This is a genomic window from Pseudomonas sp. NFPP25 (genome assembly GCF_900116505.1).
GTDB classification, from domain to species: Bacteria; Pseudomonadota; Gammaproteobacteria; order Pseudomonadales; family Pseudomonadaceae; genus Aquipseudomonas; species Aquipseudomonas protegens.
In genome coordinates this window covers 630141-642644 of sequence record NZ_FPBG01000004.1, presented here as the reverse complement: position 1 = coordinate 642644, position 12504 = coordinate 630141, and the positions used below count along the sequence as shown (strand labels likewise).

The following is a 12504-nucleotide window of genomic DNA, read 5'->3' as shown; positions in this document are numbered from 1 at the left end:
CCCGTAGGAACTGGCTTGCCGGCGAACGGGCCGCCAAGCCAGGCGCAAACCCAACGGACGCCTTCGCCGGCAAGCCGGCTCCTACCGTTATCCGGTGACCTTATGCCTGCCCTGACCACCTACAGCACCCGCATCATCAGCGACTGGGTCGATTACAACGGCCATCTGCGCGATGCCTTCTACCTGCTGATCTTCAGCTATGCCACTGACGCCCTGATGGATCGCCTGGGGCTCGACAGCGACAACCGCGAAGCCAGCGGCCACTCGCTGTTCACCCTGGAACTGCACCTGAACTACCTGCATGAGGTGAAGCTCGACACCGAGGTCGAAGTGCGCACCCAGGTCATCGGCCACGATCGCAAGCGCCTGCACCTCTACCACAGCCTGCACAGACTCGATGATCCCCGGGAGCTGGCAGGCAACGAGCAAATGCTGCTCCACGTCGACCTGGCCGGGCCGCATTCGGCGCCGTTCAGCGAGCCGGTGCTGCAACGCCTGCAAACCCTGGCCGCCGAGCAGGCGGACCTGCCGCGCCCGGCCTGCCTCGGCCGGGTGATCGCCCTGCCCGCGGCAAAATAGCCCTCAGAAGAAAAGGAGATCGCCGTGAACACCGCCGCCCTTGCCGACTACCGCAGTTACCCGTTGATCAGCGCACTGGCCACTGTCCAGGTCCTGCCGGACCGGCTCCAGGTGCACTGGGCCGACGGCCGTCTCAGCCCTTTTCACCATCAATGGCTGCGGGACAACTGCCCTTGCCCGCAATGCGTCTACAGCGTGACCCGCGAACAGGTGCTGGAAATCGTCGATGTTGCCGAAGACCTCGAGTGCAACGCCGCACGCATTGATGCCGACGGCTGCCTGAACCTCGACTGGGCGGACGGCCACCGCAGCCGCTTCGACCCCGGCTGGCTGCGGGCCCATGCCTATGATCGACAGTCGCGCGAAGAACGGCAGGCCGCCAAGGTCCGACACTCGCTGTGGGACGCCAGCCTGCAACTGCCCGTGTTCCAGTACCAGGCGCTGATGGAGGACCCCCTGGTGCTCCTGCAATGGTTGCTGGCCCTGCGCGATACCGGGCTGACCCAGGTCCGTGGCGCGCCCACCGAACCCGGCTCGCTGGCCCTGATTGCGCGGCGTATTTCGTTTATCCGCGAAAGCAATTTCGGCGTGCTGTTCAACGTGCAGTCCAAGGCCGATGCCGACAGCAACGCCTACACCGCCTTCAACCTGCCGCTGCACAGCGATCTGCCGACCCGCGAGCTGCAACCGGGGCTGCAATTCCTGCATTGCCTGGTGAATGACGCGGTAGGCGGCGAAAGCATTTTCGTCGACGGCTTTGCCATAGCCGATGCCTTGCGCCGCGAAGACCCCGACGCCTTCCGCGCGCTGTGTGAAATACCCGTCGAGTTTCGTAACAAGGACCGCCACAGCGACTACCGCTGCCTGGCGCCGATCATCGCCCTGGATGCCTTGGGCGAAGTGGCGGAAATTCGCATGGCCAACTTCCTGCGCGGTCCTTTCGACACCACCGAACAACAGATGCCCCGGCTGTACCGCGCCTACCGGCGCTTTATCGCCCTGACCCGCGAAGCAAGGTTCCGGGTGATCCGCCGCCTTGATCCGGGCCAGCTCTGGTGCTTCGACAACCGCCGCACCCTGCACGCGCGCAATGCCTTCGACCCGGCCAGCGGCGCCCGACACTTCCAGGGCTGCTACATCGACCGCGACGAACTGCTCTCCAGGATCCTGGTGCTGCAGCGCTGATCCTCACCCCTCCCGCCCCGGCTCCCCTGTAGGAGCCGGCTTGCCGGCGAAACTTGCCGGAGAGCTTTCCACAGGCAAAAAAAAGCCCCGATCAAGCCGTGACAGGATCGAGGCAGGGACTACTTCTGAGGAGCTGCGGTGAGAAGGTGACCAAACCGACACGACGCGAGCTGGTTTCAGTCTGCCCACTCTGCCTTCCCGCGAGTTAGCCGAGAGCGACCTGCTCATAGGTAATAGGGCCACTGCCACGCCTTCAGATGTCCTCGGTATACAGCACCACCGTCACATAGAAATAGCCGATCTTGTGCCAATCCTGGCGCTGGTTGTAGGGCGTCTCTTCAGAGCCCATGCCAATCTGGTAATTACGCCCGGTCTTTTTATCCCTATAGGAAATGAAACCCTTCGTTTCCCAGCCGCAGCAGACAAACCTGAGCCCCTCCTGAACCCCCAACTCCCGCTGCAGATAGCGCTCTACCTCATGGGCGTCCTTACCTTTGACCCGGTAACTGGCAGTCAGCGGTGCGCCCTGATCCTGGGGCTTCGACTCACAACGGAAAAACTCTAGGGACTTCGGTGGATCGGTCATGGCCTTCAGAAAATCGCCGCACTCGGGAGCTGCCAGAGCGGCGCCGGAAACCATCAACAACAAACAGGCGAACCCCATTCTGAACAGCACTTTCATCCACTCCAGCTCCATGGTTTGCCACTCGGCGGCCATCCTACCGAACACCCAGCGCTGGCACAGAGAGTCTTTGCGCGGCAGGAGCGCTCATTACCCCCCCTTCAGGCAAGCCCGAGGCCTCACAAGCAAGCGCCCAAGACTTGATTGCGCCGCCTTTTCCCAACGCTGTGGCAACCGGCCATGGCCATCGACTTAGCCGAAAACGACCTGTTCATAGGTAAACGGGCCATCGCGACAATCTGCCCTTGCCGCCACCCGGACGCCCTACCAGAATCGGCTCACGACCACGCTCCCTGAACAAGGATAAGAGTCATGATGCACGCGGATCTGATTGACCAGGACGACCTGCTGGGACAACTCCGGGCCCTGGGTTTCGAAATGCCCGCAGGTGCCAGCGCCGAGCAGGCCTGCGAATGTGCGGTAAGGGGCTTGAGCGATGCACGGGCCAAGGCGCTCAAGGGCATGGTCGAGCAGATGCTCACCGGCAATGCGACCATCCTGCCTGCCGTACGCCAGGCCATCGACCGCCAACTACTGCCGGCCCTGGCCGAGTACCAGCAGCAAAAACGCGCGTGAACGCCCCCGGGGCCCGGGCGGGTTGCTAAAGTGGGTTTCCTCCACAAACCACAGGCCCGCTCATGACCCCCATTGAACCTGGTTCATCCGCCAACGCTGGCGGGTGGCTGCAATTGCGCCAGGGCCTGTGGCCCGATTGCCCGCAGGATGAACACCAGGCCGAAATCCAGCAGATTCTGGCCGAGCCCCAGCGCTACGGCTGCTGGCTGGCCTGCACCGAGAACGGTGAGGCCGTGGGCCTGGCCGAGGCTGCATTGCGCCACGACTACGTCAACGGCACCGACAGCTCCCCCGTGGTCTTTCTTGAAGGCATCTATGTGGCCCCCGGGCATCGTCGCCAGGGCATAGCCCAGCGCCTGATCGAGCAGGTCACCTATTGGGGGCAACAACAGGGATGCGTGGAAATGGCCTCGGACACCAGCCTCGACAACCTGGCCAGCCAGGATCTGCACCACGCGCTGGGTTTCGAGGAAACCGAGCGCGTGGTGTATTTCAAGAAACGCCTGTGACTACAGGCGCACGCTGGCGAAGGTCGATTCGTTGCGTGCCTGGCTCAGGGCCGACAATGGCCCGGACAGCGGCGCCAAAACCATGGCTTGCGGCAGCGGCATCATCGCCACCTGCTGAGTGGTGTTGGAACCGATGCGCTCGTCACGCGGTGGAATACCGAAGTACTCGCGGTAGCACTTGGAGAAGTGCGGCGTGGAGACAAAACCACAGACCGACGCCACTTCGATGATCGACATGGGAGTCTGCTTGAGCAGTTGCCGGGCGCGGATCAGCCGCAGCTTGAGGTAGTAGCGCGACGGCGAGCAATGCAGGTACTTCTGGAACAGCCGCTCCAGCTGTCGCCGGGACACGGCGACGTACACCGCCAGTTCGTCGAGGTCGATCGGCTCTTCGAGGTTGGCTTCCATCAGGGCGACGATTTCCTGCAGCTTGGGCTGGTTGGTGCCCAGCATGTGCTTGAGGGGTACGCGCTGGTGATCCTGCTCGTTGCGGATGCGCTCGTAGACGAACATTTCCGAGATCGCCGCCGACAGCTCGCGGCCATGATCGCGGCTGATCAGGTGCAGCATCATGTCCAGCGGCGCGGTGCCGCCGGAGCTGGTGAAGCGGTTGCGGTCGAGGGTGAACAGGCGGGTGCTCATGGCCACCCGGGGAAAGGCTTCCTGCATCGACGCCAGGCATTCCCAGTGCACGCTGCAATCGAAGCCGTCCAGCAGGCCGGCGCAGGCCAGGGCCCAGCTGCCGGTACACACCGCACCCAGACGGCGCGACTGGCGGGCCTGGCTCTGCAGCCAGGACACATGTTCGCGGGTGACGGTGCGCTGGATGCCGATACCGCCGCAGACAATCACGGTATCGAGGCTGGGGGCTTTGTGCATCGCGGCATCGGGGGTGATCTGCAGACCGTCACTGGCCCAGACCTGGCCACCATCGACGCTGAGGGTGGTCCAGCGATACAGCTCGCGACCGGACAGTTGGTTGGCCATGCGCAGGGGTTCGACTGCGGAGGCCAGGGAAATCAGCGTGAAATTGTCCAGCAGCAGAAAGCCGATGGATTGAGGCGCACGGTTCTGGGGTTGGGCCCCGGAGTTGAACGACGTCATCGCGATATCTCCTCACACAAAGCGGGTGATGGCCTCAGGCGGAGGCTCTTTTTATGTGCCCTGTTCCTCAAGGGAGACGGGCTTGATATTCACAGAGCAATTGCCATGCCTAAAGTTGAATGGGCATTCAATAACTCCTGAAAACGACGTCGCGACGTGTCTACATAGCCCTTGTCAATGTGCGGATAAGAAGCGCCGCCGTCGGCGTGCGGTGGCCAGGCCCAGAGAGCTGTGAGCAGTTAGGTAGCACTTGCGCGGCAAGCACTTCGCACAGGGGCGGGCGAGTGTCACTCAAAGCACAACCGGGCCACGGGCACGGGGGCTGCCCGGCCCGGTTGGCGACTTGTCTATTCACGACGCGCTAAAAGGTGGCGCGCCCCTGGGCATGTGAGCGATTTGTGCGCGCCGGCAATCAGCACTCCACGGCGCTGACCGCCAGGCCGCCACGGGAGGTTTCCTTGTATTTGTCGTGCATGTCGGCGCCGGTATCACGCATGGTGCGAATCACCCGGTCCAGGGAAATGAAATGCTGGCCATCGCCGCGCAAGGCCATTTGCGCGGCATTGATCGCCTTCACCGCGGCAATCGCGTTGCGCTCGATGCACGGCACCTGCACCAGCCCGCCCACAGGATCACAGGTCAGGCCGAGGTTGTGCTCCAGGCCGATTTCCGCGGCGTTGCACAACTGCTCCGGGGTCGCCCCGAGAATTTCCGCCAGCCCGGCCGCCGCCATGGCGCAGGCCGAACCCACTTCACCCTGGCAGCCGACTTCGGCACCGGAGATGGAGGCGTTCTTCTTGCACAGGATGCCGATGGCCGCCGCGCCGAGAAAGAAATCCACCACGTTGGCGTCGGTGACGTCTTCGCTGAACTTCATGAAGTAATGCAGCACCGCCGGAATGATCCCCGCCGCGCCGTTGGTGGGGGCGGTGACCATGCGTCCGCCGGCGGCATTCTCTTCGTTCACCGCCAGGGCAAACAGGTTGACCCACTCCATGGCGCTGAGGGTGGAGCCGATCACATTGGGCTTGTTCAGTTCCTGCAGGCTACGGTGCAACTTGGCCGCGCGGCGACGCACATTGAGCCCGCCAGGCAGGATGCCCTCGTGCTTGAGCCCCTGTTCCACGCAGTCCTGCATGGCACGCCAGAGCGCCATCAGGCCGCTGCGAATTTCCTCTTCCGAACGCCAGACCTTCTCGTTGGCCAGCATCAGTTCGGCGACCCGCAGGTTGTGCTTCTGGCACAGGCCCAGCAGTTCCACCGCACTGGAAAAATCGTAAGGCAGCTCGCTGCGGTCCAGGTCCGCCACACCGCTGTCGGCCTGGGCCTGGTCGACGACAAAACCGCCACCCACCGAATAGTAGGTATCGCGGTGCAGCTCACCCTCTTCGCCCGCGGCCACCAGGGTCATGGCGTTGGGGTGGAACGGCAGGTTGCGGTCCACCAGCTGCATGTCCCGGGCCCAGATGAAAGGCACTGGCAGCCGCCCGTCCAGCAACAGGGTGTCGGTTTCCCGCAGCAGCTCGATGCGCGTGCCGATCAGCGACGGGTCGATCGCGTCCGGCCACTCCCCCATCAGGCCCATGATCACCGCGTTGTCGCTGCCATGGCCGATGCCGGTGGCGGACAGCGAACCGAAGAGCTGCACCTCGACCCGGCGTACCTGCTCCAGCAGTTGCCTTTCCTTTAATACCTGGACGAACAAAGCCGCTGCGCGCATGGGCCCGACCGTGTGGGAACTGGAGGGGCCGATGCCGATCTTGAACAGGTCGAAAACACTGATAGCCATTGCTGCGTAACTCCTGGTTGAGCACTGTCCGGGCGCCGGAAACGCCCTCTGACGGAGCTGCTACGCTCAAGCTGCAATCCGCCGAGAAGGGCGCATCATCAGGCTTTTGCCAAGGCCCGCGACGTCTGACACCGACTCACTCATGCCCACTAACGCCGCCAGGCGCAACGCAGGGGTTTTGGGCGTTTTTTGCGGCTCAGTTGTAGGAAAAATCGCCCGAAAACACTGTAAGCGACCTCACCGACACTGGATGCGACCCTCCCTGTACTGGATACGACGCACCCTGTAGGCGACAGATTTTCACTGGTACATGATCAGTCTCGACTCGATTGCAAGGCACGGTGGTAGAGCTGTTCCCGACACACCAACCGCCACACTTATAAGCGCGGTACAAACGCCGCCAAAAAAACATCCAGGAGTCTCCCCTATGAAAGGTTCCCCGTCGTTGTTGTTGGCCGCCATGCTGAGTCTGCCGCTTCTGGCACAAGCCGCAGAACCGGCACAATGCAGCACCGTAAACTTCTCCGATGTCGGCTGGACCGATATCACCGTGACCACCGCCACCACCAGCGTCGTGCTCAACGCCCTGGGCTACAAGACCAAGACCACCATGATTTCCGTGCCCGTGACCTACAAGTCCCTGGCCGACGGCAAGAACATGGACGTGTTCCTAGGCAACTGGATGCCGACCATGGAAAACGACATCAAGCCCTACCGCGACGCCGGGACCGTGGCCACCCTGCGGGCCAACCTGGAAAACGCCAAGTACACCCTGGCGGTGCCCGAGTCGCTGTACGACAAGGGCCTGAAGGACTTCGCCGACATCGTCAAGTTCAAGAAGGAACTGGACGGCAAGATCTACGGCATCGAGCCGGGCAACGACGGCAACCGCACCATCCAGACCATGATCGACAAGAATGCCTTCGGCCTGAAGGACGCCGGCTTCAAGGTGGTGGAATCCAGCGAGGCAGGCATGCTGTCCCAGGTCGAGCGCGCACAGCGCCGTGACACCGCGGTGGTGTTCCTGGGCTGGGAACCGCACCCGATGAACACCCGTTTCAAGATGAAGTACCTGACCGGCGGCGACGAGTTCTTCGGCCCCAACTTCGGCCAGGCCACCATCTACACCAACACCCGCAAGGGCTATGCCGAAGAGTGCAGCAACGTCGGCCAGTTGCTGAAGAACCTGTCGTTCACCCTGAACATGGAAAGCACCCTGATGGGCAACGTGCTGGACGACAAGATGAAGCCTGAGGCGGCCGCCAAGGCCTGGCTGAAGCAGAACCCTCAGGTGCTCGATACCTGGCTCGCCGGCGTGACCACCATTGACGGTAAACCTGGCCTGGAGGCCGTGAAAGCCAAACTTGCACAAGCTTCAAATTAAGTAGTGCGCTTACGCCGGGCGGGCTCGCCCGCCCGGGCTGTTTTTCCCTTGCATGCGGACGTTCAATACCATGCTCACTGATCAGAAAATCCCCCTGGGCCAGTACATCGCAGCTTTCGTCGAGTGGTTGACGAAGCACGGCGCCAGCACCTTCGACGCGATCGCTACCACCCTGGAAACCATGATCCACGGCGTGACGTTCGCGCTGACCTGGTTCAACCCCCTGGCCCTGATCGGCCTGATTGCCCTGCTGGCGCACCTGATCCAGCGCAAATGGGGCCTGACCGCCTTTGTCGTGCTGTCCTTCCTGCTGATCCTCAACCTGGGGTACTGGCAGGAAACCATGGAAACCCTGGCCCAGGTGCTGTTCGCCACCCTGGTCTGCGTGCTCATCGGCGTACCGCTGGGCATAGTCGCGGCGCACAAGCCGCTGTTCTACACCATGATGCGGCCGGTGCTGGACCTGATGCAGACCGTGCCCACCTTCGTCTACCTGATCCCGACCCTGACCCTGTTCGGCCTGGGGGTGGTACCCGGCTTGATTTCCACGGTGGTGTTCGCCATCGCCGCGCCGATCCGCCTGACCTACCTGGGCATTCGCGATGTTCCACAAGAGTTGATGGACGCCGGCAAGGCCTTTGGCTGCTCGCGCCGTCAGTTGTTGTCGCGCATTGAACTGCCCCACGCCATGCCGAGCATCGCCGCCGGCATTACCCAGTGCATCATGCTGTCGCTGTCGATGGTGGTGATCGCCGCCCTGGTGGGCGCCGATGGCCTGGGCAAGCCGGTGGTCAACGCCCTCAATACCGCGGATATCGCCCTGGGCTTCGAAGCCGGCCTGGCCATTGTGCTGCTGGCGATCATGCTCGACCGCATCTGCAAGCAACCTGAAGCCAAAGTAGGAGGTGACGCATGAGCATTATCCGCTTCGACAAGGTCGACGTGATTTTCTCCAAGGACCCGCGCGAGCCCCTCAAGCTGCTGGACCAGGGCATGACCCGCAACGAGATCCTGAAGAAGACCGGGCAGATCGTCGGCGTCGAGAATGCCAGCCTGGACATCGAGAAAGGCGAGATCTGCGTGCTGATGGGCCTCTCCGGTTCCGGCAAGTCGAGCCTGCTGCGCTGCATCAACGGCCTGAACACCGTGAGCCGCGGCAAGCTGTTCGTCGAGCATGAAGGCAAGCAGATCGACATCGCCTCCTGCAGCCCCGCCGAGCTGAAGATGATGCGCACCAAGCGCATCGCCATGGTGTTCCAGAAGTTCGCCCTGATGCCCTGGCTGACCGTGCGCGAAAACATCAGCTTCGGCCTGGAGATGCAGGGCCGCCCGGAAAAGGAACGGCGCAAGCTGGTGGACGAGAAGCTTGAGCTGGTGGGCCTGACCCAGTGGCGCAACAAGAAGCCCGACGAACTCTCCGGCGGCATGCAGCAGCGCGTGGGCCTGGCCCGTGCCCTGGCCATGGACGCCGATATCCTGCTGATGGACGAACCCTTCTCGGCCCTCGACCCGCTGATTCGCCAGGGCCTGCAGGACGAACTGCTGGAGCTGCAACGCAAGCTGAGCAAGACCATCGTCTTCGTCAGCCACGACCTGGATGAGGCCCTGAAGCTGGGCAGCCGCATCGCCATCATGAAAGACGGACGGATCATCCAGTACAGCAACCCGGAAGAAATCGTGCTCAACCCGGCGGACGACTATGTACGGACTTTCGTTGCCCACACCAACCCACTGAACGTGCTGTGCGGGCGCAGCCTGATGCGCAGCCTGGACAACTGCAAGCGGGTCAACGGCTCGGTATGCCTGGACCCGGGCGGCGATTCCTGGCTCGACCTGGCCGAAGGCAACACCATCAAGGGCGCACGCCGCAACGGCTCGCAGCTGGACCTGCAGAACTGGGTTCCGGGGCAAGCCGTGGAAGAACTGGGCCGACGCCCGACCCTGGTGGACTCCAGCATCGGCATGCGCGATGCCCTGCAGATCCGCTACCAGACCGGCAACAAACTGGTGCTCCACGACAACCAGAAAGTGGTGGGCATCCTTGGCGACAGCGAGCTCTACCACGCGCTGCTCGGCAAGAACCTGGGTTAAGCAGCAGACACAAAAAACGCCGCGAGCAATCGCGGCGTTTTGCTTTAACCACCCACCCCCTTCTGTAGGAGCTGGCTTGCCAGCGAACAGGCCCTGAAGCCTTGCAGCGCCCTTGAGGACGCCTTCGCCGGCAAGCCGGCTCCTACAAGGATGGGGCGGTTTTCACTCAGCTATAGACACGGCCAAGGAGCTGCCGATGGCTTTCGAACTGATCGAGCACATCCCGGGTGATCTGCTCCTGGGTGAAGCCCATCAAGTCGTATTCCTGGCTGCCGTTGTGCAGATACACCTCGGCGCGGTAGAAACGGCTGCGCACTTCGCTGTCGGCCCCTTCCGGCTGGGTCGATTCGCTAGGCGTCGCCAGGTAGCCGTCCAGGCTCACTTCATAGACGAAGGGATTGCCTTCATCCATTTCCACGCGCAGGCCCAACAGGTTCTTCGACTTGCCCAGGTTGGTCTGCACTTCCAGGCTCAGGTTGCGCAGTTGCGCAGCCGCTTCCTGCAGGGCCGGGCTGACGTGCTTGTCCATGTAGCGCTGCACCACCGACTGGGTCGGTTGCAGGTCCAGCTGGCTCAGGCGCTCGCTGAAACCGCGGCGGCCACGCTCGGCCAGTTGCGCCTGCTCCTGCTCGATCTGCACGTCCTGGCGCATGGCCTTGTGCAAGCCGAACATGAAGCAGATCAGCACCACCGAGAACGGCAGGCCGGCCAGCACCACCATGGTCTGCATGGCTTCGAAGTTGCCGGCGAACAGCAGGCCGATGGTCACCAGGGTGATCACCACCGACCAGAAGATCCGCAGCCAGTGCGGGGCGTCTTCGTCGACGTTGCCGCCCTTGCACGAAAGGTTGGCCATCATCACCGCCCCGGAGTCGGCGGGGGTCAGGAACAGCACGAAGCCGACGAAGATCGACACACCGATGACAATCTTCGAGGCCGGGTAGTGCTCGAGCAGTTGGTAGATCGCCATGGACGGCTGTTCCAACGCCGTCTTGCCCAACTCCACGGCTCCCTGATTGACCACCAGATCCAGGGCCGAGTTACCGAAGATCGACAGCCAGGCCAGGGTGAAGCCCAGGGGAATCAACAGTACGCCGGCCACCAGTTCACGCACGGTGCGACCACGGGAAATACGCGCGATGAACATGCCTACAAATGGCGCCCAGGAAATCCACCAGGCCCAGTAGAACAGGGTCCACAGGCCCAGCCAGCGATCGGACTTGGCGCTGTCGCCCTCATACACATAGAGGTCGAAGGTCTTGAGCACTACACCGTTCAGGTAGTCGCCGATGTTCTGCACGAAGCCGTTGAGCAGGTGCAGGGTCGGGCCGAACAGCAGGACGAAGATCAGCAGGCCGCTGAACAGCACGATGTTAAGGTTGGACAGGCGGCGGATGCCGTTTTCCACACCCGACACCGCAGCGATGGTGGCCACCGTGCTCATGACGATGATCACGATCAGCAGGTTGGTGTTGCTGTGCTCCATACCGAACAGGTTTTCCAGGCCGGAAGACACCTGCATCGAACCAATCCCGAGGTTGGTCACCAGGCCCAGCAGGGTCACGAACATGCCGAAGCCGTCCACCGCGTGGCCGGCCGCACCCTTGACCCAGCGCTCGCCCACCAGCGGGTACAACGCCGAACGCAGTGCCAGTGGCTGGTTATGCCGATAGGCGAAGTACGCCACCGCCAGGCCCACCAGGGCATAGATGGCCCAGCCGTGCAGGCCCCAGTGCAGGAACGTCAGCTGCAGCGCCTGGCGTGCGGCCAGGTTGCTGCCCGGTACGCCTTCCGGCGGGTTGAAGTAGTGGTCCAGGGGCTCGGAAGCACCGAAGTACAGCAGCGAGATGCCGATGCCGGAGGAAAACAGCATCCCCGCCCAGGCGCCGTAGCTGAAGTCCGGGGTGTCCTGCTTGGTCCCCAGCTTGAGCTTGCCGTAGGAGGAGAACGCCAGGCCCACCACGAACACCAGGTAAGCGGCGATCACCACCATGTAGTACCAGCCGAAGCTGCGGGACAACCAGGCCTGGGCAATGCCCAGCAGTCGGCCGGCCTCTTGCGGGGCGATGATCAGAATGGCGGTCAACAACAGGATCAGCGCGGTGGAGGTGTAGAACACCCAACCGTTGACCCGCACCTTCTCCGGTGGGGTCTTTATAAGAGAGGCAGAACTCATTGCGCAGATGCTCCGGGCAGTGCGAGAGAAGGACACAAGGCAACACGGCACCCGAGCAATCGGTTAGTTGGCAGCCGATCATCGGGTGTTATAAAGACACCCCGAAAACACCCGAAACCGCAAAAGCCGCGTTGCGCAACCGCATCCGGGGCCGGTGACGAACCTGCAGTTCGTCGCCTGGAACCCGGAGCGTCCTGCCCCTTCAACACGTGTGCTCTCTTGCCGGTCCACGCTATGCCGCGTGTAAGTTTCGGGCATTTTCGGAGGTCGTTTTTCCGCCATCTGCGAGCAGGAGAAACTCCCCAGGCAGCGACGATTTGTCGCAGATCTTATTCTTTGTTGATTGAACGTTCAATCAAAACAAAATAGACTGGCCCACAAGTCGACGGGCGTCATACGCCAATCGACAGGCCTAAGGAGAGGTATCAG

Annotated in this window: 11 protein-coding genes; 7 read left to right on the top strand and 4 right to left on the bottom strand. The window is 62.5% G+C overall.

Annotation, left to right across the window (positions count from 1 at the left end):
- Positions 1 to 102: 102 nt before the first annotated feature.
- Both BM382_RS19255 and BM382_RS19250 read left to right on the top strand, forming a co-directional pair.
- Complete coding sequence (locus BM382_RS19255; protein ID WP_072443619.1) at positions 103 to 579, top strand: thioesterase family protein; 477 nt, start codon at positions 103 to 105, stop codon at positions 577 to 579.
- Between the two features lie 24 nt (positions 580 to 603).
- On the top strand, positions 604 to 1764 hold the full coding sequence (locus BM382_RS19250; protein WP_072443617.1) for a gamma-butyrobetaine dioxygenase: 1161 nt from the start codon (positions 604 to 606) through the stop codon (positions 1762 to 1764).
- Between the two features lie 253 nt (positions 1765 to 2017).
- On the opposite strand, the gene BM382_RS19245 is transcribed toward BM382_RS19250, so the two are convergent.
- Positions 2018 to 2446, bottom strand: a complete 429-nt coding sequence (locus BM382_RS19245; protein WP_072443696.1) for a DUF4952 domain-containing protein — start codon at positions 2444 to 2446, stop codon at positions 2018 to 2020.
- Positions 2447 to 2758: 312 nt separating this feature from the next.
- Here BM382_RS19245 and BM382_RS19240 point away from each other — a divergent pair, with 312 nt between their 5' ends.
- Positions 2759 to 3022: a hypothetical protein gene (locus tag BM382_RS19240; RefSeq protein WP_015637320.1), complete on the top strand. Its 264-nt coding sequence runs from the start codon at positions 2759 to 2761 to the stop codon at positions 3020 to 3022.
- Positions 3023 to 3084: 62 nt separating this feature from the next.
- The gene (gene aac(6'), locus BM382_RS19235; RefSeq protein WP_011063934.1) at positions 3085 to 3531 is read left to right on the top strand and encodes an aminoglycoside 6'-N-acetyltransferase; all 447 of its coding nucleotides are present in this window, start codon (positions 3085 to 3087) and stop codon (positions 3529 to 3531) included.
- On the opposite strand, the gene BM382_RS19230 is transcribed toward aac(6'), so the two are convergent.
- The gene (locus tag BM382_RS19230; protein ID WP_011063935.1) at positions 3532 to 4635 is read right to left on the bottom strand and encodes a choline metabolism transcriptional regulator GbdR; all 1104 of its coding nucleotides are present in this window, start codon (positions 4633 to 4635) and stop codon (positions 3532 to 3534) included.
- 412 nt (positions 4636 to 5047) lie between these two features.
- Entirely contained in the window at positions 5048 to 6424 is a 1377-nt protein-coding gene (locus BM382_RS19225; RefSeq protein ID WP_011063936.1) for an L-serine ammonia-lyase, read from the bottom strand.
- A 427-nt stretch (positions 6425 to 6851) separates the two neighbouring features.
- Between BM382_RS19225 and BM382_RS19220 the strand changes: the two genes are divergently transcribed.
- From BM382_RS19220 to choV, 3 genes are all read left to right on the top strand, one after another.
- A complete protein-coding gene (locus BM382_RS19220; protein ID WP_011063937.1) occupies positions 6852 to 7808 on the top strand; it encodes a choline ABC transporter substrate-binding protein in 957 nt (318 codons plus the stop codon).
- A gap of 70 nt (positions 7809 to 7878) precedes the next feature.
- Complete coding sequence (choW, locus tag BM382_RS19215) at positions 7879 to 8724, top strand: choline ABC transporter permease subunit (RefSeq protein WP_019095263.1); 846 nt, start codon at positions 7879 to 7881, stop codon at positions 8722 to 8724.
- The gene (gene choV / locus BM382_RS19210; protein ID WP_011063939.1) at positions 8721 to 9899 is read left to right on the top strand and encodes a choline ABC transporter ATP-binding protein; all 1179 of its coding nucleotides are present in this window, start codon (positions 8721 to 8723) and stop codon (positions 9897 to 9899) included. Before choW ends, choV begins: the two co-directional genes overlap by 4 nt.
- A gap of 166 nt (positions 9900 to 10065) precedes the next feature.
- On the opposite strand, the gene BM382_RS19205 is transcribed toward choV, so the two are convergent.
- Positions 10066 to 12018 (bottom strand): BCCT family transporter, encoded by a 1953-nt coding sequence (locus BM382_RS19205; RefSeq protein ID WP_225368821.1) that lies wholly within the window; start codon positions 12016 to 12018, stop codon positions 10066 to 10068.
- Positions 12019 to 12504 lie beyond the last annotated feature (486 nt).

Excerpts from the sequence above, each read along its gene's own strand:
- BM382_RS19245 (WP_072443696.1), bottom strand. The coding sequence starts at position 2,446 with ATGAAAGTGCTGTTCAGAATGGGGTTCGCCTGTTTGTTGTTGATGGTT.
- choW (WP_019095263.1), top strand. The coding sequence starts at position 7,879 with ATGCTCACTGATCAGAAAATCCCCCTGGGCCAGTACATCGCAGCTTTC.
- choV (WP_011063939.1), top strand. The coding sequence starts at position 8,721 with ATGAGCATTATCCGCTTCGACAAGGTCGACGTGATTTTCTCCAAGGAC.
- BM382_RS19225 (WP_011063936.1), bottom strand. The coding sequence starts at position 6,424 with ATGGCTATCAGTGTTTTCGACCTGTTCAAGATCGGCATCGGCCCCTCC.
- BM382_RS19230 (WP_011063935.1), bottom strand. The coding sequence starts at position 4,635 with ATGACGTCGTTCAACTCCGGGGCCCAACCCCAGAACCGTGCGCCTCAA.
- BM382_RS19255 (WP_072443619.1), top strand. The coding sequence starts at position 103 with ATGCCTGCCCTGACCACCTACAGCACCCGCATCATCAGCGACTGGGTC.
- BM382_RS19240 (WP_015637320.1), top strand. The coding sequence starts at position 2,759 with ATGATGCACGCGGATCTGATTGACCAGGACGACCTGCTGGGACAACTC.
- BM382_RS19220 (WP_011063937.1), top strand. The coding sequence starts at position 6,852 with ATGAAAGGTTCCCCGTCGTTGTTGTTGGCCGCCATGCTGAGTCTGCCG.